Origin of the sequence: Bradyrhizobium sp. ma5, from assembly GCF_042258955.1 — a bacterium.
Lineage (GTDB): Bacteria > Pseudomonadota > Alphaproteobacteria > Rhizobiales > Xanthobacteraceae > Bradyrhizobium.
Map to the genome: position 1 here is coordinate 7,627,879 of NZ_CP170156.1, position 18,632 is coordinate 7,646,510.

Below are 18,632 nucleotides of genomic sequence, written 5' to 3' on the forward strand. Positions count from 1 at the left end.
CGGCTGTCAGCGCGATTTCCTGGGATCGTTCTAAATTTGATCGCGGCGTTCAACCGGCCGATGCGGCGTGGACAGGATGCTTCGCACGCCATCTGGGGCCCGGTCCGCGCATGTAGTGCAGCTCGGGCCGGTAGGGATCGCGCATACGCGCGATCAAGTTCTGCCAGCCGGTCGTGATCGCGTTCAGGCCACGGCGCAGAGGTAACAGTGACTTCAGCGACAACATGGCACCCTCTCAGTGCGGCTTACCGAGAACGAATGCGAAGGGCAGGATGACGATCTCCTCACCGTCCTCGTCGCTGACATGCACGGCCCAGTCGCGCCAGTCTTCCAGACTGACCGTTGCGACCAGCGAGCGCATCATGCGGGTCGCCGCCTCGCAGGCCTCGGAGAGGCTGGTCACCGCGGTGCCGCGGCGGTCCATCAACACGCCGCGCGTATTCGAGCAATGGAAATAGACCTGCGTCATGTCCGCGTCCTCGCAAGCTCCGGGCGATCTGGCTCGCCTTTGTACGACGAAGCTCTACGTAACTTGGACGCGACCATCCGTGATGCGGTTCACACGGGCGCACGCAGCGCGGCGGCCTCGCGGAATGGTGATCAGGGGCTCCAACGCCGCCTTCACCAAATCGCGATTTGACAGTTCTCCTGTATTTGTCAAAATCGTCAAATGGGACCGAAAACCCGTATTCTCGATGCCACCATGCTGGTGTTCCGCCGGCACGGCTTTCGCCGTTCCTCGATCGAGCAGGTCGCCGAAGCGGCCGGCCTGACGCGGCAGGCGCTCTATCATCATTTCAAATCCAAGGAAGCGCTGTTCCGTGCCGTGATCGAGCGCGTGCATGAATCCGCGATCGCGGCCGAGGAGACTGCCGTTGCCGAGGCGGAGACGGCGGGCGGCGATCTCGGCGACATCCTTGCCGCGGGCATGACCGCGCGGATGTCGACCATGATCTCGTCGCTGGACGGCTCGCCGCATCTCGAGGAATTGTATTCCGAGCATCTCGTGCACGCGCGCGATCTTTATCAGACCTACGCCGCACGCTATGCGGAGCGCATGGTCGCGACGATCACGAAGATCGGGCGCAAGCAGCAGCTGGCGCTGCCGCAGGACCTGTCGCCGGCCGAATTCGCGCGGCTTGTCGAAATGTCAGTGTACGCATCGAAGTCGCAGTATCCGGCGATGCAGCCGTCCGATGCGTTCCTGAAGGACATGGCGATCATGGTGCGGACGCTCTGCGCGGGCGCTGTGCCCAAATCTTCGCCGAAATCCGCAAAGCCGCCCATCAAGAAGGCGGCGATCAACCAAAAGCCGACACGCAGCAAGACAGGAGGACATCCATGAGCACGACGACCATCAATGGCCGTGTTGAATCGCTGCCCGATGATCCCGATGCGCTCTTGATCGACATCGTGCGCGACCAGCTCAAGCTCACCGGCACCAAGCTCGTGTGCGGCGCCGGCGTCTGCGGCGCCTGCACGGTGCTGGTCGACGGCGCGCCGGTCGCAAGCTGCCTGATGCCGGCGCACGCCGCGGCCGGCAAGGCGGTGACGACGGTGGAGGCCATCGGCGCCGCCGGGCTGCATCCGGTGCAGAAGGCATTCATGGCGCATGATGCCCTGCAATGCGGCTTCTGCACGCCGGGCTTCATCGTGGAGGCGACCGCGTTCTGCGACCGCTGGCGCGCGACCAAGGGGACGGCAGTGCCGTCACGCGAAGAGATCGGCGCCGCGCTATCGGGCCATCTCTGCCGCTGCGGCGCCTATGACGGCATCTTCCGTGCGGTGGCGGATGCCTGCGCCGGCCGTTTCGACGGCGACAATGTCACGGCGCCACGCATCGAGGCACGCGACAAGGTGACGGGCGCCGCAAAGTACACTGTCGACATCAACCATGACGGCCAGCTCGAAGGCATGATCCTGCGATCGCGCGAGGCGCATGCCCGCATCACCGCGCTCGATCTGGCACCGGCGCGCGCGCTCGCCGGCGTCGCCGCGGTATCGCTGCTCGGCGACGACCGCATCGTGCGCTATGTCGGCGAACCGATCGCGGCGGTCGCCGCGAAGGACCGCAAGACGGCGCTGGCGGCGCTGGCGGCGATCAAGCTGACCAGCGAACGGCTGCCCGCGGTGGTCGGGCTCGACGCCGGGCGCAAGGATGGCGCGCCCGTGGTGTTCGACAAAGCGAGCCGCAAGCGCGCCGGCAACGTCTCGGAGGCGGCCGGCGGGCCGGCGCCATGGAAGCAGAACATCCGCGGGCCGACCGCGGTGTTCTCGACGCGCGCCAAGAAGGCCCGCAACTGGGTGGACGAGGCGCGCCAGGCTAACAACCGACTGCTCGTCGAAGCCACCTTCCGCACCGCCACGCAGCAGCATGCATGCCTCGAGCCGCATGCCGCGGTGGCGCGCTTCGACGGCGACCGGCTGACCTTGCACGCCTCGACCCAGCAGGTGTTTCACCTCAAGGAGCAGATCGCAAAGCGCTACAAGCTCGATCACGACAAGGTCCGCGTCATCGCCGATCACGTCGGCGGCGGCTTCGGATCGAAGGCGAGCCTCGGCGTCGAGACCATCGCCGCGATCGAGCTCGCGCGCGAGGCGAAAGCGCCGGTGAGAGTCGCCTACGATCGGCAGGAGGAGCTCTCCGTCGCCGGCTACCGGCCGGCCGCGGAACTGAAGGTCGCGCTGCTGCCCTCCGACAAGGGCGGCCTGAAAGCGCTCTCCGTCACCGCGCATGCCGATACGGGGGCTGCGACCAACTCGACGATCGCGGGCCTGGCGCGGCTGATCTATCCGGCCGAGGCGAAGGATCTTTCGGATTTCGACGTCATCAGCAATCTGCCGCCCGGCGCGGCCTTCCGTGGCCCCGGCGGTCCGCCGATGGCGTTCGCGGTGGAGCAGGCGATCGACGAGGCCGCGCTGCGGCTCAAGGTCGATCCGATTGCCTTGCGCAAGAAGTGGGATCCCGATCCCAACCGCCAGCGGCTCTACGACTGGGCCTCCGCGCTCGAGATCTGGCGCAACCGCAAGCCGGTGCAGAATGGGCGCTATCGCCGCGGCATCGGCATGGCGACGGGCTACTGGCTCTATCTCTGGCAGCCGAACGTGAAAGTCGAGGTCGCGGTCAAGGCCGGCCGGATCGTCGCCAGCACCGCAACGCAGGACATCGGCACCGGCACCCGCAGCGTGCTTGCCGACACGATCGCGCGCGAGCTCGATCTCGAACCGTCTGACATCGAGGTGCGGATCGGCGATTCATCGCTGCCCGAAGGCCCCGGCTCCGGCGGCAGCCGCGTCACCGCCTCGGTGATGCCGCCGACGCTGCAGGCGGTGCGGAAACTGAAGGCTGCAATCCTCGAACAGGCGACACGAAAGCCTGCGCCCGGCTCGAACGCGCCCTGGCGCGAGCTGATCGCGCGCTCGCCCGACATCGCTGTCGTGGAGACGCGCGGCGAGGACGGCAAGAACACCGCGCCCGGCATCCGCTCGCCGCTGCGCGAAGTCGGCCTGATGGGCATGGTGTTCGGCTGGATGATGCGCCGCTTCTCGAACATCGCGGTCGGCGCCGGCGTGCCGAGCTCGGTGCAGGTGATCGAGGTCGAGGTCGACACCTGGCTCGGCCATGTCCGCGTGCTCAACGTGCATACCGGGATCGCGGTCGGCAAGATCGCAGCACCGGCGCTGGCGCGCAGCCAGGCCTGCGGCGCGGTGATCCAGGGCCTCGGCTACGCGCTCTACGAGGCGCGCGAGCTCGATCCGACCAGCGGTGACGTGCTGACCGCGGGGATGGAGGATTATCGCATCCCGGGTATCGCCGACACACCCGAGATCGATGTCCATTTCGACGAAGCCGGCTTCGACCATGTGCTCGGCAACAGCGTCGGCATCGGCGAGGCATCGACGGTGCCGACCTCGGCCGCGGTCGCGAACGCGATCCACGACGCGATCGGCGTTCGCCTCACCGAGATTCCGATCCGGCCCGACCGCATCGTCGCCGCACTGAAAGGGAGGGATGCCGCATGAGCGTCGCAATCGCAGAGGCGCTGTCCGCGCCCGAATTCCGCGCCGCCGGCACCGATCTGTCGGAGCGCCGTCGCAGCGGCCTGTCGTGCGGATCGATCATCGATCTCACCGCCAGTCCCGATACGATCGGGATCGCATGGAGCGCGGACGGCGCGGCACGCATCGGTGCCCTCACCGCGATCGTGGCGATCGCATCCGACGCGCGGCTCGCGCAAGCCTATCCCGGCATCGCTGCTGCCGCGCAGGGCCTGGCCACGCCGCAGATCCGGCACATGGCGACGCTCGGCGGCAACCTCGCCCAGCGCTCACGCTGCTGGTATTTCCGCAATCCGCAGATCGCCTGTCTCAAGAAGGGCGGCTCCGACTGTCCGGCGCGATCAGGCAATCATCTCTATCACGTCGCGTTCGATCTCGGTCCTTGCGTGGCGCCGCATCCGTCCACCATGGCGATGGCGCTGCTGGCCTATGATGCGAAGATCGTCACCGACCGGCGCAGCGGATTGTCGATCACCGACCTGCTCGGCGACGGCAGCAACGGGGCGGCCGACAATCTGCTCGCGCCGGGCGAACGGATCGAGCGGATCGAGCTCCCTGCTCCGCTCGCCGGCGAGCGCGCGCTCTACAAGCGCGCGATCAGCCGGACGCATGCGGAATGGCCGCTGGTCGAGGTCTGCGTGCGGGCCGTGATAGAGGGCGGCGTATTCCGCGAGGTTCACCTTACAGCCGGCGGCATCGCCCCGGTCCCGCTGCGTCTTGCGGCAAGCGCGGCAGCACTGCGGGGAAAGCCGGCCGACGCGTCGACCATCGCGCACGCCGCCGAGCTGGCAACGTCGGGAGCCAAGCCGCTGACGATGACCGGATACAAGCTCGACCTGCTGACGGGCCTGGTGCGCGACCTCGTCGAGCGGATCGCCGCGTAACCTGCAGCTCACCGCGCCCGGGTCAGCGCCAGCCAGATGCCGCCGCCGATCATGAAACCGCCTGAGATGCGCGACATCAGCCGCGTCCGCTCCTTGGAGAAGAATTTGCGGGCGCGGCCGGCGGCCAAGGCGTAGGCGGCGTCGGTCAGCACGGCAGTCGCCATGAAGGTGATGCCGAGCAGCGCGACCTGCGGAATGTGCGGCTTGTCCATGTCCATGAACTGCGGAATGAAGGCGCCGAAGAACACCAAGACCTTCGGGTTCGAGAGCAGCACCAGAAAGCCCTGCAGGAAGAAACCGCCGCGCGGCGGTGGCGGCCGGTCGTCGGTGCCGACGCCCTCGACCGGTGAGCGGATCAGCTTGATGCCGAGCCAGACCAGATAGCCGGCGCCGGCAAAGCGCACCCAATCGAACCAGTAGCCCATCGTCGCCATCAGCGAGGTCAGCCCGACCGCGACGATGCCGATCACGATCGCGAGCCCGACCTGCGCGCCCAGCACATTGGTGAGTGCCGCGCGCGTGCCGTAACGCAGCCCGTTGGCGATCACCATCGTGACGATCGGACCGGGCAACAGCGCCAGCGCAATGCAGGCGGCGACGAAGGCGAAATAGGCTTGCAGGGACATTGGGGGGCTCGTTTGTTCTTTGCCGACATTATGCATGCAAGAGCCGAACATGGAAGCGGTCTGCTCCCTCGCCCCACCCTTGCGGGGAGAGGGCTGGGGTGAGGGGCTCTCTCCACCAGGCGGTGTGAGTCGTACGACCTATACCCCCTCACCCGGATCGCATCTGGCGATGCGATCCGACCTCTCCCCGCAAGCGGGGCGAGGTAAGGGAACCCAATTCAGCGACCTTCCATCGCGGCCGTCATCCACGTTTTCATCTCTCGCGACTCCAGAAACTTCAACGTCGCGCCTTGCACCCGCGCCGCATCTCCCCCACCCTGCGCCGCCACGGCCATGAGATCGCAGCGATGCGACAGCGCGATGCCGATCGCGGTACGCTTCTCCTTGGGCATCCCGACATCATAAGCCCTGATCCGTCCGCGCATCTCAGCGACATCGACGACATCGCCCACCTTCAGCGGCACAAACCGCGGGCTGATCATGTCGACATCGGACACGCGATCGACCTCGTCGTCATCGGCGACGCCGCTGTCGCAATTGCAGAAGCCGAGCTTCGGCCGCAGATAGACTTCGACCTCAGCGCCGCACTCGGCCACACCGCAATGGAAGGCGCGGCCGGCGGGCCAGCCATCACGCGGGAACGGCCAGGCGATCTCGCGCCACTGCGCGCGGCGCGGCGGCGCCATCTCGTAGCCGGCCACGGCCGACAGGCCGCCGAGCGCCAGGAACATCGCCGCGATGACCGGCCACGAGCGCGTCATCGCCCGCTCACGGCAGACCGGCGACGGCACGCGCCGCGCCGGTCAGTTCAAGGATGTGCAGGCCGGTGTTCGCGCGGTCGACCGCGTAGACATAGCCGCGCTCGTCGGTCTCGACATTGTTGGTCTGGATCGCGACCTTGCAGCGGTCCTTGCCGTCGATCGTGACGCAGCGTTTGTCGGTCGCGGCCGTGATGGAGGGAATGAAGTAGCCGACTTCCCTGGGATGATAGGGATCGCGGATATCAAGCGCGCGGACGCCCGCGTTGAAGAAGGCGATGAACGCGAGCTTCTTGTAATAGACCGGCGCCATGCTCTCGTTCGACGAATGCGAGCCGAACCGGCCGCCGCGTTCGCAGAACGCGCCGGAGGCCTCAGGGACGGTATAGTTCGAGATCATCATCGGCCGCGCCTCGGTCGTGACGTCGGCGAACCAAACCATCTGCCGCGCCTCGCCGCACTCGTTCTGGATCGCCTCGTCGACGATCATCACGATGTCGCGGCTCTTGCCATCCTTGTCGCGGGCGAATTCCGCAATCGGCATGCCCGGCATCGGAAACACCGTATGCGCGCCGTTCATCGCCGACAGCGGCATCCGCGCAATCTCCGGGAATTTCAGATTGTCCGGCGTCGGCTCCTTCGGCCCGTTCAGAAGCTTGTCGCGATCGACGATCTGCAGGAAGCCGCCCTTGTCGGTGCCGTAGCCGAAATAGACGCGGTTGCCTCGCGGCCCGGTCGAGATCGGCCCGTGCAACTCGGTCGGCACCGCGCCGGTCGCGCCCGGCTCCTGTCCAGGCAGACCGAAGTCCCTGATCTTCTTTGGCTGCGCGGGGTCGGAGAGATCGTAGATCTGCGTCATGCGCCGCGTGCGCCAGTCCGGTGCACCCGACACCAGGAAGGCGATGCCGGTGTCGCATTCCCAGAAATTCTTGTGCGTGTCCTTCAGCCCGCCGATCCGGGTGACCAGCACGGGATTGGCGGGATCGGCGACGTTCCAGATCTCATGCGCCTCGCTGCCGAAAGTGCGCAGCATGTAGACCGCGTTGCGATCGCCTTTCGGCAGATCCTTGCCGTCGCAGATCCGCACCATCTGCGCGCCGCCGGATTCATATTTGCCTTCCTGGCCTGGAATGTGCCGCAGATATTTCGGATGCGCGGGATCGGTGACGTCGACGATCGAGGTGCCGTTCGGCTCGGCCTTGCCGGTCATCGGGTTGACGGGATCGGGAATGTCGTCGGTGCCACCGTGATGGCCGATATAGGCGATCCATCTGTCGCCCTGGTGATGGATGGTCGGCTGATACGCGCTGCGTGCCTGCAAGTCGCTGGTTCCAACCAGCCGCATGCTGGAGGCTTCGGGCGGGTCGCCGATCTTCTGCTGGGCGCTCGCAGCATCCGCGAGCAGGACAAGAAGAAACGTGCAGCAAACTGCCGTAACGCGACCACCCATGCGCACCACCCCGAATTCCCAGGCCAATCTTCGTTGGCTGTGCGGAACGCTAGCACGGCGATACCGGCGCCTGAACACACGCTCTTGACATGCAACCATTTGGTTGCCTATTATCCGACCCATGGATGAAGTCTTCAAAGCTCTCGCGGATGCCTCACGGCGGACGCTGCTTGACCGGCTTCACGATCAGAACGGTCAGACGCTCGGTGAGCTCTGCGACGGTCTCGACATGACGCGTCAGGCCGTCACCAAGCACCTTGGGATTCTCGAGGAGGCCAACCTCGTCACCACGATCAAGCATGGCCGCGAGAAATTGCATTACCTCAACCCGGTTCCGATCCATCAGATCGGCGAGCGGTGGATCAGGAAGTTCGAGCGCGGCAAGCTCGCCGCGCTCAGTGAATTGAAACGGCAATTGGAGAAGCGTGATGAGTAAGCCGGACTATGTCTACGTCACCTATATCGAGACCACCGCCGACAAGCTGTGGCACGCGCTGACATCGAGCGAGTTCACGGAACGCTTCTGGTTCGGCTATCGCGTCAGCTCGGACTGGAAGGTCGGCTCGCTTTATCATTTGACCAAGGACGGCCGCCGCGCCGTGCAAGGCGAGGTGCTGATCGCCGATCCACCCAAGAGGCTCGCTTACAGCTGGGACGTCGTGAAGGAAGGCGTCGAGCGCGAGGGAGTCTCGCGCGTGACCTTCGACATCGAACCGCACGGCAGCGTGGTCAAGCTGACCATGACGCACGACAATCTCGGCCCGAAGACGCTGCGCGACATCTCCGGTGGCTGGCCGATGGTGATCGCAAGCCTGAAGAGCTTCCTGGAGACCGGACGCGAGCTGCCGGCAGACCTGCTCACGAGCGGTGCCAGGGAGGCCTACCATGCCTAAGCCCGAATTCGCCTACGTCACCTACATCGAGACCACGCCGGAGAAGCTGTGGGATGCGCTGACATCAAGCACATTCACGCGGCAGTACTGGTTCGACACCGAGCTGAAATCGGACTGGAAGGTCGGCTCGCCGCTCGCACTGGTGACGGGCGGCGAGACCACCGACACCGGCGAGATCCTCGAGGCCGACCGGCCGCGGCGCCTCGCCTACACCTTCAAGCACGTGCGCGACGAGGAGATGCGCAAGGAGCCGGCGACCAAAGTCGTCTTCACGCTCGAGCCCCATGGCAAGATCGTGAAGCTGACCGTGACCCATGAGGGCTTCGGCGCGGGCAGCAAGCTGCTCGACGGCATTTCCAAGGGCTGGCCGGCGATCCTGTCCGGCCTCAAGAGCCTGCTCGAGACCGGCAAGGTGGTCACGATCCCGCCTGCCGCGCTCGGGATCGACGGCTTCGAATGACGATGAAAATCTATCGACGGGTACGTACAGACATGAACATCGAGAAATTCAAACCGGCGATCGTTTACGCGATCTACATCGCCGCCACGCCGGAGAAAGTCTGGCAGGCATTGACCGAGGCCGAACTCAGCCGGCAGTATTTCTCCGGCAACGCGGTCGAGGTCGATCTTCGGGTCGGCGGCGCCTACATCGTGCGCACGCCCGACGGCGCGCTGCACATCTCCGGCGAGGTGATCGAGTGCGATCCCTTGAAGCGGCTGACCGTCACCTTCAACGTCAACTGGCCGCAGCTCGTCGAAAAGCTCGGGCCGACGCTCGTCACCTGGGAGATCGAGCCGGCCGGCGACGGCGTGAAGCTGACCTTGCTGCAATCGCATGACCGCCCGATCAGCGACGACATCCTGTCCGGCGGCCGCACCGGCTGGCCGGCAATCCTCTCCAGCCTGAAGAGCCTGCTTGAAACCGGCAAGGCCATGGTGATCCCGATGCAGCCGCCGGAGCGCATGCTGGCCGCGCTGAAGGAACTGGGAATTCCGATGCCAGGGTAGGACGAGCGATGCGCGTCGTACTCCACCGTCGTCCCGGCGAAGGCCGGGACCCATAACCACAAATGCTTGTGTTGCTCGACGCTGTGGCCCCAGCGAACTCTAACCGCCTAGAGCGGTGGTAATGGGTCCCGGCCTTCGCCGGGACGACGGTGGAGGCCGGGACGACGGTGGGGGTTTTATCCCAGCGCCCGCAGCTCGCGACGCAGCACCTTGCCGGTCGCGGTCATCGGCAGGCTGTCGGCGAACTGCACGAAGCGCGGATATTCGTGGGCCGCGAGCTGGACCTTGACGAACTCCTGGATTTCGCGCGCCAGAGCATCGCTCGGCGCGTGGCCCGGACGCAGCACGATCCAGGCCTTGATCGATTCGGTGCGGATCGGATCGGGAATGCCGACCACCGCCGACATCGCGACCGCCGGATGCTTCATCAGCGTGTGCTCGATCTCGGAGGGGCCGACACGATAGCCGGCAGTGGTGATGACGTCGTCCTCGCGGCTGACGTACCAGAAATAGCCGTCGTCATCCTGCACGCCGAGATCACCGGTCAGCAGGAATTCGCCGGCATATTTCTTCGCGGTCGCCTCAGGATTGCGCCAATACTCGATCATGGTGCAGGGGCACGGCTGGCGCACGCCGATGATGCCGCGCTGTCCGCGCGGCAATTCCTCGCCTCTGTCGTTGACGATGCGGACGTCGAAGCCCGGCGTGGCGCGGCCCATCGAGCCCGGCCGGATCGGAAACAGATTGGAATTGCTGCCGATCACGAGATTGCATTCGGTCTGCCCGAACACCTCATGAGCATCGATGCCGAAGGTCTCGCGCACCCAGCCGAGCAATTCGCCGCCGAGCGACTCGCCGCCGGTGAAGATGCTGCGCAGCTTGACGCCGGAGTTTTTCACATCGGCCTGCCGCATCAGCTTCAGCGCAGTGGGCGGCAGGAACACGTTGCGGATGCCGAGCTCGGCCATCATCTGCATCGCCGCCTGCGGCTCGAATTTGCGCGCGCGATGACCGACCATGGGGATGCCGTGGTACCAGAACGCGAACAGGCCGTTGATCAGGCCGCCGATCCAGGCCCAGTCGGCCGGCGTCCACATCAGGTCACCCGGTTTGGGCAGGAAGTTGTGGCACATCTCGACATTGGGCAAATGCCCGAGCACCACGCGATGCGCATGCAGCGCGCCCTTCGGATTGCCCGTGGTGCCGGAGGTGTAGATGATCAATGCGGGATCGTCGGCCGACGTGTCCACGGTGGCAAATTCCGGGGACGCCGATCGGATCGCGCTCCAGAATGACTTCGTACCGGCCGGCGTCTTGTCGCCGACGATGTAGACGCTCTTCAGCTCGGGCAGGCGATCGCGGATCTTCGCAATCTTCTCCCAGCCGGCCTCATCGGTGATGACGGCCTTGGCCGCGGAGTTCGACAGGCGGAATTCGAGCGCATCCTCGCCGAACAGCGCAAACAACGGGATCGAGATCAGCGCCGCGCGGAACGCCGCGAGATGCGCGACCGGTAATTCGAGCGATTGCGACAGGAACACCGCGACCCGGTCGCCGCGCACCAGGCCATCGGCGGTCAGCACATTGGCGAAGCGGCGCGAGGCGTCGGCGACTTCATCGAACGAGGTGTGCGCGGTGCGGCCTTCCTCATCGACATAGACCAGCGCGAGCCGGCCCGTGCCGTCGGCATAACGGTCGCAGCACGCCGTCGCCATGTTGAAGCGCGGGGGAACGTCCCAGCGGAAGTTGCGGTAGAGTTCGTCGTAGGTCTTGGCTTCCTGAAGCATGGCCGCAGACTAGACCATCGCCGCCAGACCACAAACCCCTCCCTGAGGGGAAGCCGTCAGGCTGCCACCCGCTGCATTGCGATCTCGGCCTCAAGGCTTTCGCGGTCGCGATAGATCGACGCGACCGCGAGCACGCGCCCGCCGCGCTTGTAGCGGAGCACGCAATCCCTGCCGGCGATGCTGCCGTCCACCGCGATCTCGTCCCACTGCTCGGCGTGGCCGACATAGTTGATCGGCACGTCGTAATGCTGGCTCCAGAAGAACGGCACCGCATCGAACACCTCGCGCTGCCCGAGCATATTCCGCGCGGCGGCCTGGCCCTGGCGCTCAGCCACCACCCAGTGCTCGACCCGGATATTCTCGCCGCTGTGCGGATCGGGCCAGCGCGCGATGTCGCCGGCCGCGTAGATGCCGGAGACACTGGTCTCGAGATAGGCATCTACTTTCACGCCGCGATCGACCGCGAGCTCGGCTCCCTCCGCCAGCGCCAGCCGCGGCTTCACGCCGACGCCGAGCACGACGAGATCGGCATCGAGCACCGGCCCGCTCTTCAGCTGCACGCGCTTGCCCTCGATCGCAGTCACCGTGTCGCCAAGGTGGAAGACGACGCCATGCTCCTCGTGCAGCGCGCGAACGAAATCGCCCATCTCAGGCCCGAGCACGCGCTCCAGCGGCCGCTGTTCCAGCCCGACCACGTGAACCTCGATCTCCCTCGCGCGCAGCGAGGCCGCAACCTCGAGCCCGATGAAGCTCGCGCCGATCACAACCGCGCGGCGCGCGCCGCTGGTCGAGGCGATGATCGCGCGGCAATCGTGGAGGGTGCGCAGCACGTGAACGTGGGGCTGATCCGCGCCCGGGATCGGCAGCCGCACCGGCTCCGCGCCGGTCGCCAGCAGCAGCCGGTCATAGGGAAGCGTGTCGCCGCCGGCCAGCACGACATGGCGGCGGCCGGTGTCGATCGACTTGACCTCGGTCCTGAGCCTTAGATCGATCGCCGCGTCGGGATAGAAATTGTCCGGCTTCAGCGGCAGCCAGCCTTCCGGCGCGCTGCCGGCGAGGAAGTCCTTTGACAGGTTCGGCCGATCCACCGGCGGCGCGGTCTCGCCGCTCAGCATGACGATGCTGCCGCGATAGTCCTGCCGCCGCAGCATATCAGCGGCGGCAAACCCAGCCGCGCCTCCGCCGACGATCACGATCCTGCCGGGCGCATCGAGGGGGCCCTTGACGCGGGGTTTCGGCTGCTCGCGCTTCTCGCGCACGATGATGCGATCGCCATTTCGCTCGACCTTCCAGACGGCGAGCGCGTTGATGGCAGGCGCGGCGACCGCTTCACCGGTGCGAACATCAAAGCAGGCGTGATGCCAGGGGCAATGGATAGTCTCGCCCTCGACCAGCCCGTCGGCGAGCGGGCCGTGGTAATGGCTGCAATGCGCATCGATGGCGAAGATATCCGCCCCCGAACGCACCAGCAGCACGTCCGCGTCGCCGACATGGCCGAGCAACATCGTGCCCGAGAAGTCAGCGAGCGCCACGCCTTGTGTCAGATCCGGACCGGAAGGCGCTTGCTGATCGGCCATGGCCTATCTCCAGTTTATCCAGAACGTCACCTCGATGGCGCCGCCTTCATGGGGCCTTGGCGCCCCTTTGCGGCAAGCCGATCTCAGCTTCCCTGCATGTAGCGGACGGGGTTCTCCTGATCCGCCTTGAAGATATCGGCGGCCTCGGCGAACAGTGCCGCAACGGCAGCCGCCTTCAGATCAACAAACGCTTCGAAACTGAAATTGTTGCCACCCGCCCGCAATTCGCCGAGTTGGCCGGCGTAGCAGGACACCAGCGGCTTCCCGTTACGGGTCACCGCGACATAGATGCTGATGTAGTTCTTCTGCAGCGCCACGCCGATCACCGGCCAGACCGCCGTCTTGCCGGACTTGATCGCATAGCGAAACTGACCGTAGCCGATCATGTTCATGCGCATGCCGGCCTCGCCGGCCGGCGTGCCCGCATGAAAGTGCCGCTTGAGCGAAGGCGCGGCCTTGCGCATCGCCGCATGGACTTGTTCGAGATCCGCGGTCCGGCCGGGATCGAAGGCGAGGTAAGCTTCCAGACTGTCCGCCGCGACACGAAACATCGGAAGCCTCCGCCGCTATCCCGCGAGCGCCGCCTTGACGAGGCCGCTGGCCTTGCCGAAATCCATCTGGCCGGCGTACTTCGCCTTCAGGGCGCCGATCACCTTACCCATGTCCTTGATCCCGGCAGCGTTGGTCTCGGCGATGATGGCCGCGATCGCGGCCTTCACGTCGTCGTCGGACATCTGCTTGGGCAGGTAGGCGGAGATCACGGCGATCTCCTCGCGCTCCTGGGCGGCGAGCTCGGCACGGCCGCCCTTGTCGTAGAGCTCGACCGATTCCTGGCGCTGCTTGATCATCTTCTGCAAGACGCTCAGGAGATCGGCATCGGAGAGTGGCGGCTTGCCCTGCCCGCGCGCGTCGATGTCGGCGTTCTTGATGGTCGAATTGACCATGCGCAGCGTGGAGAGCTTGCGCTCGTCCTTCGCCTTCATCGCTTCCTTGACCGCAGTATTGATATCGTCGCGCAGCATCCTGGTGTCCTTAAACTGGCAATCCCCTCATGTAGGCAGTTTGCAGCGACTGGACAACCTAGTTCCGCAACCACTGAACCAGCGCATCGGCACAGGCCTGCGGCTGCTCCAGCTGCGGCAGGTGACCGCAATCGGGGATCACCACGAGCTTGGCCCCGGGAATGCCGTTGGCCATCTCGTCCGACAATAAATTCGGCACGGTGTTGTCGGTATCCGATGTCAGCACCAGGGTCGGGCATTTGATCCAGGCCATGCCCGGTCGTGAATCCGGCCGGCTGAGCACCGCGTTTTGCTGGCGGACGAAGGCCTCGGCGCCGACGTCCTCGCTCATGTCGTCGACGATCTTCCGGAGGCCTGCATCGCCTTGCCGCGACGGATGCACGAAGCCCGGAAACAGCTCGTCGACCACGCTCCGATACTGACCGTTTCTGGCACGCTCCATCATGCCGCGGCGGCGTGCGGTCGCCTCCGGCGTGTCGGCCCTCGCCTGGGTGCTCATCAGCGCCAGCTTCGCGACCCGCTCGGGCGCCTGCCGCATGATCTCGAACGCGATATAGCCGCCCATCGAGTGCCCGGCGAGCGCGAAGCGCGGCGGCGCCTCGGCCAGGATCCGGCGGGCGATCGCCCCCATATTGTCGTCCCGGACGTGGTTGGCGACCGTGACCGGCCCAAACCGCCACAGCGCCGGGATGACAGGGGCAAAGATCCGCGGTGAGCAGATGACGCCCGGGACGAGCAGGATCGGCATCGTGTTATCCATGCGGGAGCTCCGGACCGGGTCATTTTCGGCAAGCAAACGACCGCTTCAGGGAACTTTAGATTAAAAGGCCGGTGCGGCCTGTCAAATCGGCGGACATTGCCGTGTGAATCCGTGCCCTTTCGCTTTGACGCCGCAGGGTGCGGCGACTATTTAAAGGGCTCATGACAACCCCCGAAAACGCTTCCGCCTGGCCGGACCACAAACCGACCGCGCTCCTTGTGCTCGCCGATGGTACCGTGCTGGAAGGCTTTGGTCTCGGCGCGGAAGGCCACGCCGTCGGCGAGGTCTGCTTCAACACCGCAATGACCGGCTATGAGGAGATCCTCACGGATCCGTCCTATGCCGGCCAGATCATCACCTTCACCTTCCCGCATATCGGCAACGTCGGTACCAACGAGGAAGACATCGAGACCGTGAACATGGCCGCGACGCCAGGCGCGCGCGGCGTGATCCTGCGCTCGGCGATCACGGATCCCTCGAACTACCGCGCCACCCGCCACCTCGACCAGTGGTTGAAGGCGCGCGGCATCATCGGCCTGTCCGGCATCGATACAAGGGCGCTGACCGCGCTGATCCGCTCCAAGGGCATGCCCAACGCCGTGATCGCGCATGCGAAGAACGGCGAATTCGATCTGCACGGCCTGAAGGAAGAGGCCCGTGAATGGCCCGGCCTCGAGGGCATGGACCTGGTGCCGATGGTCACCTCGGGCCAGCGCTTCACCTGGGATGAGACCCCCTGGGAGTGGGGCAAGGGTTTTGGCCAGCAGACCGCGCCGGAATTCAACGTGGTCGCGATCGACTACGGCATCAAGCGCAACATCCTGCGCCTGCTCGCCGGTGTCGGCTGCAAGGTGACCGTGGTGCCGGCGACGACGGCGGCTGAAGACATCCTGGCGATGAAGCCGGACGGCGTGTTCCTGTCGAACGGCCCCGGCGATCCCGCCGCGACCGGCAAATATGCCGTGCCGGTCATCCAGCAGGTGATCGCTTCGGGGACGCCGACCTTTGGCATCTGCCTCGGCCATCAGATGCTTGGCCTTGCCGTCGGCGCCAAGACCATGAAGATGCATCAGGGCCATCACGGCGCCAACCATCCGGTCAAGGACGAGACCACCGGCAAGGTCGAGATCACCTCGATGAACCACGGCTTTGCGGTGGACCAGGCGACGCTGCCCGCCGGCGCGACCCAGACCCATATCTCGCTATTCGACGGCTCCAACTGCGGCATCGCGCTCGAGGGCAAGCCGGTGTTCTCGGTGCAGTACCACCCGGAAGCGTCGCCCGGCCCGCGCGACTCGCACTACCTGTTCCAGCGGTTTGCCGATCTGATGCGGAAGAAGAAGCAGGTGGCGTAGGCTTGCGCGTGTCATTGCCGGGCTTGACCCGGCAATCCATCCCTTGAAGAAAGATGGATGCCCGGATCAAGTCCGGGCATGACAGCTGTTGTGTGCGGCTAAACCCGACAGCAACAATGTGCCCTCGTATCACGTCACGGGACATGCCGACATGACCGACAGCGCCACTCCGAAGCCTACCTACGGCGTCTCCTCGCTGGAGCTGATGGCGTCGATGCCGGGGCTCGACTTCGTGCGCGGCATCTTCGCCCGCACCCTGCCGGAGCCGCCGATCATGGAGAACGTCGAGCCGTTCGACTGCACCGCCGAGCCGGGCCATGTGGTGATCCACAGCATCCCCGGGCTGCGCCACTACAACCCGATCGGCTCGGTGCACGGCGGCTATGTCGCGATCCTGCTCGATTCCGCGATGGCGCTCGCGGTGCAGACTACGCTGCCGAAAGGTTCGGGCTACACCACGCTGGAGTTCAAGATCTCCTTTGTCCGCGGCATGAGCCAGGACACCGGCAAGATCCGCACCGAGGGCCGGGTGCTCAACGCCGGCCGGCGCGCCGCGACCGCCGAAGGCCGCATCACCGACGGAAACGGCAAGCTGATCGCGCACGCCACCACGACCTGCATGGTGTTCGAGCTTCCCAAAAACACCTGAAGGCAATCGCGTCCTGGCGCATTGGAGGCATGACGTAGCGCGCTGGATTGGCGGCAGTGCTCTGTGATTGAGTTTCCCGGTCCGAGATCAGGCAACGTGATCCGGCCTGGAAGGAAGGAAACGCTCGATGACCTCAGCCAATCCAGACATGACCATCCGCAACGTCCGCGTCACGATGCTGCGGCTGCCCTGGGCCGACGATCGCTGGCTGAAGGGCGCAGCGCTGGGCGCGACGCGCGACATCCTGATCTGCGACGTGGAGACATCCGGCGGCATCACCGGCATGGGCTATCTGTTCGTGTTCCGCCCGGCGATGCAGTCGATCGCGGCCTGTCTCGACGAGTGCATCATCCCGCGCGTCATCGGCAAGGATGCCACCGCGATCGAGGCGATCTGGCGCGATCTGTGGACGGCGACGATGACCTATGGCCGCGGCGGCATCGCCGCGATGGCGATGTCGGCGCTCGACATCGCGCTGTGGGATGCGGTGGGAAAACGCGCCGGCCTGCCGCTGCACCGGCTATGGGGGCACTATCGCTCGGAAATCCCGATCTATGGTTCCGGCTGTTTCCGCGGCGCCGGCGGCGACGGCATGATCGAGAAGGCGCTGCATTTCGTGAAGCAGGGCTACAAGGCGATCAAGATGCAGGTCGCGCATGTTCACACGCCGGCGCAGGACCTCGACAATGTGCGCCGCATGCGCGAGGCGCTCGGGCCCGACATCGACATCATGATCGACGTCAACATGGGCTGGAGCGCCGATGTCGCCATCGAGATGGGACGCAAGTTCGAGAAGTACGATATCTACTGGCTGGAGGAGCCGGTGCCGGCCGATGATTTCGCCGGCTATCAGCGCATCGCGGCGGCGCTCGACATGCGCGTCGTCGGCGGCGAGACGCATTTCACGCGCTACGATCTGCGGCCGTTCTTCCTCAATCCCTGCCTGCCGATCCTGCAACCCGACCCGATGCGCGGCGGCATGACCGACCTGCGCAAGATCGCGGCGCTTGCCGACACGTTCGGCATCACCATCGCGCCGCATCTGTTCCCCGAACTCAATGTGCACCTCTTGGCCTCGATCCCGAACGGCATCTGGTGCGAGAACATGGCCCTGATCGACGACCTCTGGGTCGATCCGCCAGAGATTGCCAATGGCATGATCACCGCGCCGGAACGGCCGGGGCATGGGCTCAAATTCAAGGACGAGGTACTGAAGTTCAAAATCTAGCGGGAACGATTTCCCGCCTCTCGCAACGCTGGAGAGCCGCCATGCCGGTGGTGAGTAAGGATGCCGAGCTCCTGACCATCGTCTTTCAGGACGATGGCCTGGTGCCGAACAATCCGATGCCGTTTCTGGTCTACAAGACCGCGGTCGATGTCAGCAGAAATCCCGAGGCCACAATCGAGCAACTGTTCAGCAGCAATGGCTGGGGCGCGATGTGGCGGAACGGCGTCTACGACTTCGCGCATTACCACGCCACCGTGCACGAGGTGCTGGGCGTCGCCCGCGGCAGCGCGCGCGTGCAGTTCGGCGGCGAACGCGGGCGCGCGTTCGAGATCGCAGCCGGCGACGTCGCGATCCTGCCGGCTGGCACCGGACATCAATGCCTGTCGGCGAGCGGCGACTTCAGCGTGGTCGGCGCCTATCCGCCGGGCCCGCCGATGGACCTGCAACGGCCGACGCCGCAGAACCACGCCCGGGCGCTGAAGACGATCCCGCTGGTGGCGATCCCGACCACCGATCCGGTGATGGGGAAGGATGGGCCGCTGGTGCAGCTGTGGAGGCGGTGATGCTTCAACGACC

21 protein-coding genes are annotated in these 18,632 nt (G+C 65.6%); 11 read left to right on the top strand and 10 right to left on the bottom strand.

The features are described 5' to 3' along the window. Positions 1 to 49 precede the first annotated feature (49 nt). Positions 50 to 226 carry a hypothetical protein gene (locus ACE103_RS35910; protein WP_375776873.1) on the bottom strand — a complete coding sequence of 59 codons (177 nt, stop codon included), beginning with the start codon at positions 224 to 226 and terminating at the stop codon, positions 50 to 52. A 9-nt stretch (positions 227 to 235) separates the two neighbouring features. Further along, on the bottom strand, positions 236 to 469 hold the full coding sequence (locus ACE103_RS35915; RefSeq protein ID WP_223977145.1) for a DUF6894 family protein: 234 nt from the start codon (positions 467 to 469) through the stop codon (positions 236 to 238). Positions 470 to 670: 201 nt separating this feature from the next. Here ACE103_RS35915 and ACE103_RS35920 point away from each other — a divergent pair, with 201 nt between their 5' ends. The 3 genes from ACE103_RS35920 to ACE103_RS35930 are packed head-to-tail and all read left to right on the top strand — an operon-like array spanning position 671 to position 4,943. Continuing rightward, positions 671 to 1,345 (top strand): TetR/AcrR family transcriptional regulator, encoded by a 675-nt coding sequence (locus ACE103_RS35920; RefSeq protein ID WP_375776874.1) that lies wholly within the window; start codon positions 671 to 673, stop codon positions 1,343 to 1,345. Continuing rightward, positions 1,342 to 4,023 (top strand): molybdopterin-dependent oxidoreductase, encoded by a 2,682-nt coding sequence (locus ACE103_RS35925; RefSeq protein WP_375776875.1) that lies wholly within the window; start codon positions 1,342 to 1,344, stop codon positions 4,021 to 4,023. The genes ACE103_RS35920 and ACE103_RS35925 overlap by 4 nt, the downstream gene beginning before the upstream one ends. Then, a complete protein-coding gene (locus ACE103_RS35930; RefSeq protein WP_375776876.1) occupies positions 4,020 to 4,943 on the top strand; it encodes an FAD binding domain-containing protein in 924 nt (307 codons plus the stop codon). The genes ACE103_RS35925 and ACE103_RS35930 overlap by 4 nt, the downstream gene beginning before the upstream one ends. Positions 4,944 to 4,951: 8 nt before the next feature. Here the strand turns inward: ACE103_RS35930 and ACE103_RS35935 are convergent, their stop codons facing one another. The 3 genes from ACE103_RS35935 to ACE103_RS35945 all read right to left on the bottom strand — a co-directional run bounded on the left by ACE103_RS35935 (position 4,952) and on the right by ACE103_RS35945 (position 7,777). After that, positions 4,952 to 5,569: a LysE family translocator gene (locus ACE103_RS35935; protein ID WP_375776877.1), complete on the bottom strand. Its 618-nt coding sequence runs from the start codon at positions 5,567 to 5,569 to the stop codon at positions 4,952 to 4,954. A gap of 218 nt (positions 5,570 to 5,787) precedes the next feature. Beyond that, positions 5,788 to 6,330 carry a hypothetical protein gene (locus ACE103_RS35940; protein ID WP_375776878.1) on the bottom strand — a complete coding sequence of 181 codons (543 nt, stop codon included), beginning with the start codon at positions 6,328 to 6,330 and terminating at the stop codon, positions 5,788 to 5,790. 7 nt (positions 6,331 to 6,337) lie between these two features. Further along, the gene (locus ACE103_RS35945) at positions 6,338 to 7,777 is read right to left on the bottom strand and encodes an LVIVD repeat-containing protein (RefSeq protein WP_375776879.1); all 1,440 of its coding nucleotides are present in this window, start codon (positions 7,775 to 7,777) and stop codon (positions 6,338 to 6,340) included. Between the two features lie 121 nt (positions 7,778 to 7,898). Here ACE103_RS35945 and ACE103_RS35950 point away from each other — a divergent pair, with 121 nt between their 5' ends. From ACE103_RS35950 to ACE103_RS35965, 4 genes are read left to right on the top strand one after another with little or no spacing between them, the layout of a single operon-like run. Then, the gene (locus ACE103_RS35950; RefSeq protein WP_024581051.1) at positions 7,899 to 8,213 is read left to right on the top strand and encodes a helix-turn-helix transcriptional regulator; all 315 of its coding nucleotides are present in this window, start codon (positions 7,899 to 7,901) and stop codon (positions 8,211 to 8,213) included. Continuing rightward, positions 8,206 to 8,670, top strand: coding sequence for an SRPBCC family protein (locus tag ACE103_RS35955; RefSeq protein WP_223977131.1), 465 nt, complete (start codon positions 8,206 to 8,208; stop codon positions 8,668 to 8,670). The genes ACE103_RS35950 and ACE103_RS35955 overlap by 8 nt, the downstream gene beginning before the upstream one ends. Then, positions 8,663 to 9,130, top strand: a complete 468-nt coding sequence (locus ACE103_RS35960; RefSeq protein ID WP_223977128.1) for an SRPBCC family protein — start codon at positions 8,663 to 8,665, stop codon at positions 9,128 to 9,130. Before ACE103_RS35955 ends, ACE103_RS35960 begins: the two co-directional genes overlap by 8 nt. Positions 9,131 to 9,162: 32 nt before the next feature. Next, on the top strand, positions 9,163 to 9,678 hold the full coding sequence (locus tag ACE103_RS35965; protein ID WP_375776880.1) for an SRPBCC family protein: 516 nt from the start codon (positions 9,163 to 9,165) through the stop codon (positions 9,676 to 9,678). Between the two features lie 176 nt (positions 9,679 to 9,854). Here ACE103_RS35965 and ACE103_RS35970 read toward each other — a convergent pair whose 3' ends face one another. The 5 genes from ACE103_RS35970 to ACE103_RS35990 all read right to left on the bottom strand — a co-directional run bounded on the left by ACE103_RS35970 (position 9,855) and on the right by ACE103_RS35990 (position 14,824). Further along, on the bottom strand, positions 9,855 to 11,465 hold the full coding sequence (locus tag ACE103_RS35970; RefSeq protein WP_375776881.1) for an acyl-CoA synthetase: 1,611 nt from the start codon (positions 11,463 to 11,465) through the stop codon (positions 9,855 to 9,857). 56 nt (positions 11,466 to 11,521) lie between these two features. Continuing rightward, a complete protein-coding gene (locus ACE103_RS35975) occupies positions 11,522 to 13,042 on the bottom strand; it encodes an FAD-dependent oxidoreductase (protein WP_375776882.1) in 1,521 nt (506 codons plus the stop codon). Positions 13,043 to 13,125: 83 nt separating this feature from the next. After that, a complete protein-coding gene (locus ACE103_RS35980) occupies positions 13,126 to 13,593 on the bottom strand; it encodes a hypothetical protein (RefSeq protein WP_375776883.1) in 468 nt (155 codons plus the stop codon). Positions 13,594 to 13,608: 15 nt separating this feature from the next. Next, entirely contained in the window at positions 13,609 to 14,064 is a 456-nt protein-coding gene (locus ACE103_RS35985; RefSeq protein WP_375776884.1) for a GatB/YqeY domain-containing protein, read from the bottom strand. A 58-nt stretch (positions 14,065 to 14,122) separates the two neighbouring features. Next, positions 14,123 to 14,824: an alpha/beta fold hydrolase gene (locus ACE103_RS35990; protein WP_375776885.1), complete on the bottom strand. Its 702-nt coding sequence runs from the start codon at positions 14,822 to 14,824 to the stop codon at positions 14,123 to 14,125. A 161-nt stretch (positions 14,825 to 14,985) separates the two neighbouring features. On the opposite strand from ACE103_RS35990, the gene carA reads away from it, so the two are divergent. The 4 genes from carA to ACE103_RS36010 all read left to right on the top strand — a co-directional run bounded on the left by carA (position 14,986) and on the right by ACE103_RS36010 (position 18,619). After that, positions 14,986 to 16,179, top strand: a complete 1,194-nt coding sequence (gene carA, locus ACE103_RS35995) for a glutamine-hydrolyzing carbamoyl-phosphate synthase small subunit (RefSeq protein WP_375776886.1) — start codon at positions 14,986 to 14,988, stop codon at positions 16,177 to 16,179. Positions 16,180 to 16,330: 151 nt separating this feature from the next. Then, the gene (locus ACE103_RS36000; protein ID WP_375776887.1) at positions 16,331 to 16,828 is read left to right on the top strand and encodes a PaaI family thioesterase; all 498 of its coding nucleotides are present in this window, start codon (positions 16,331 to 16,333) and stop codon (positions 16,826 to 16,828) included. Between the two features lie 127 nt (positions 16,829 to 16,955). Continuing rightward, positions 16,956 to 18,056 (top strand): mandelate racemase/muconate lactonizing enzyme family protein, encoded by a 1,101-nt coding sequence (locus ACE103_RS36005; protein WP_375776888.1) that lies wholly within the window; start codon positions 16,956 to 16,958, stop codon positions 18,054 to 18,056. Positions 18,057 to 18,097: 41 nt separating this feature from the next. Next, positions 18,098 to 18,619 (top strand): hypothetical protein, encoded by a 522-nt coding sequence (locus ACE103_RS36010; protein WP_375776889.1) that lies wholly within the window; start codon positions 18,098 to 18,100, stop codon positions 18,617 to 18,619. Positions 18,620 to 18,632: the final 13 nt, after the last annotated feature.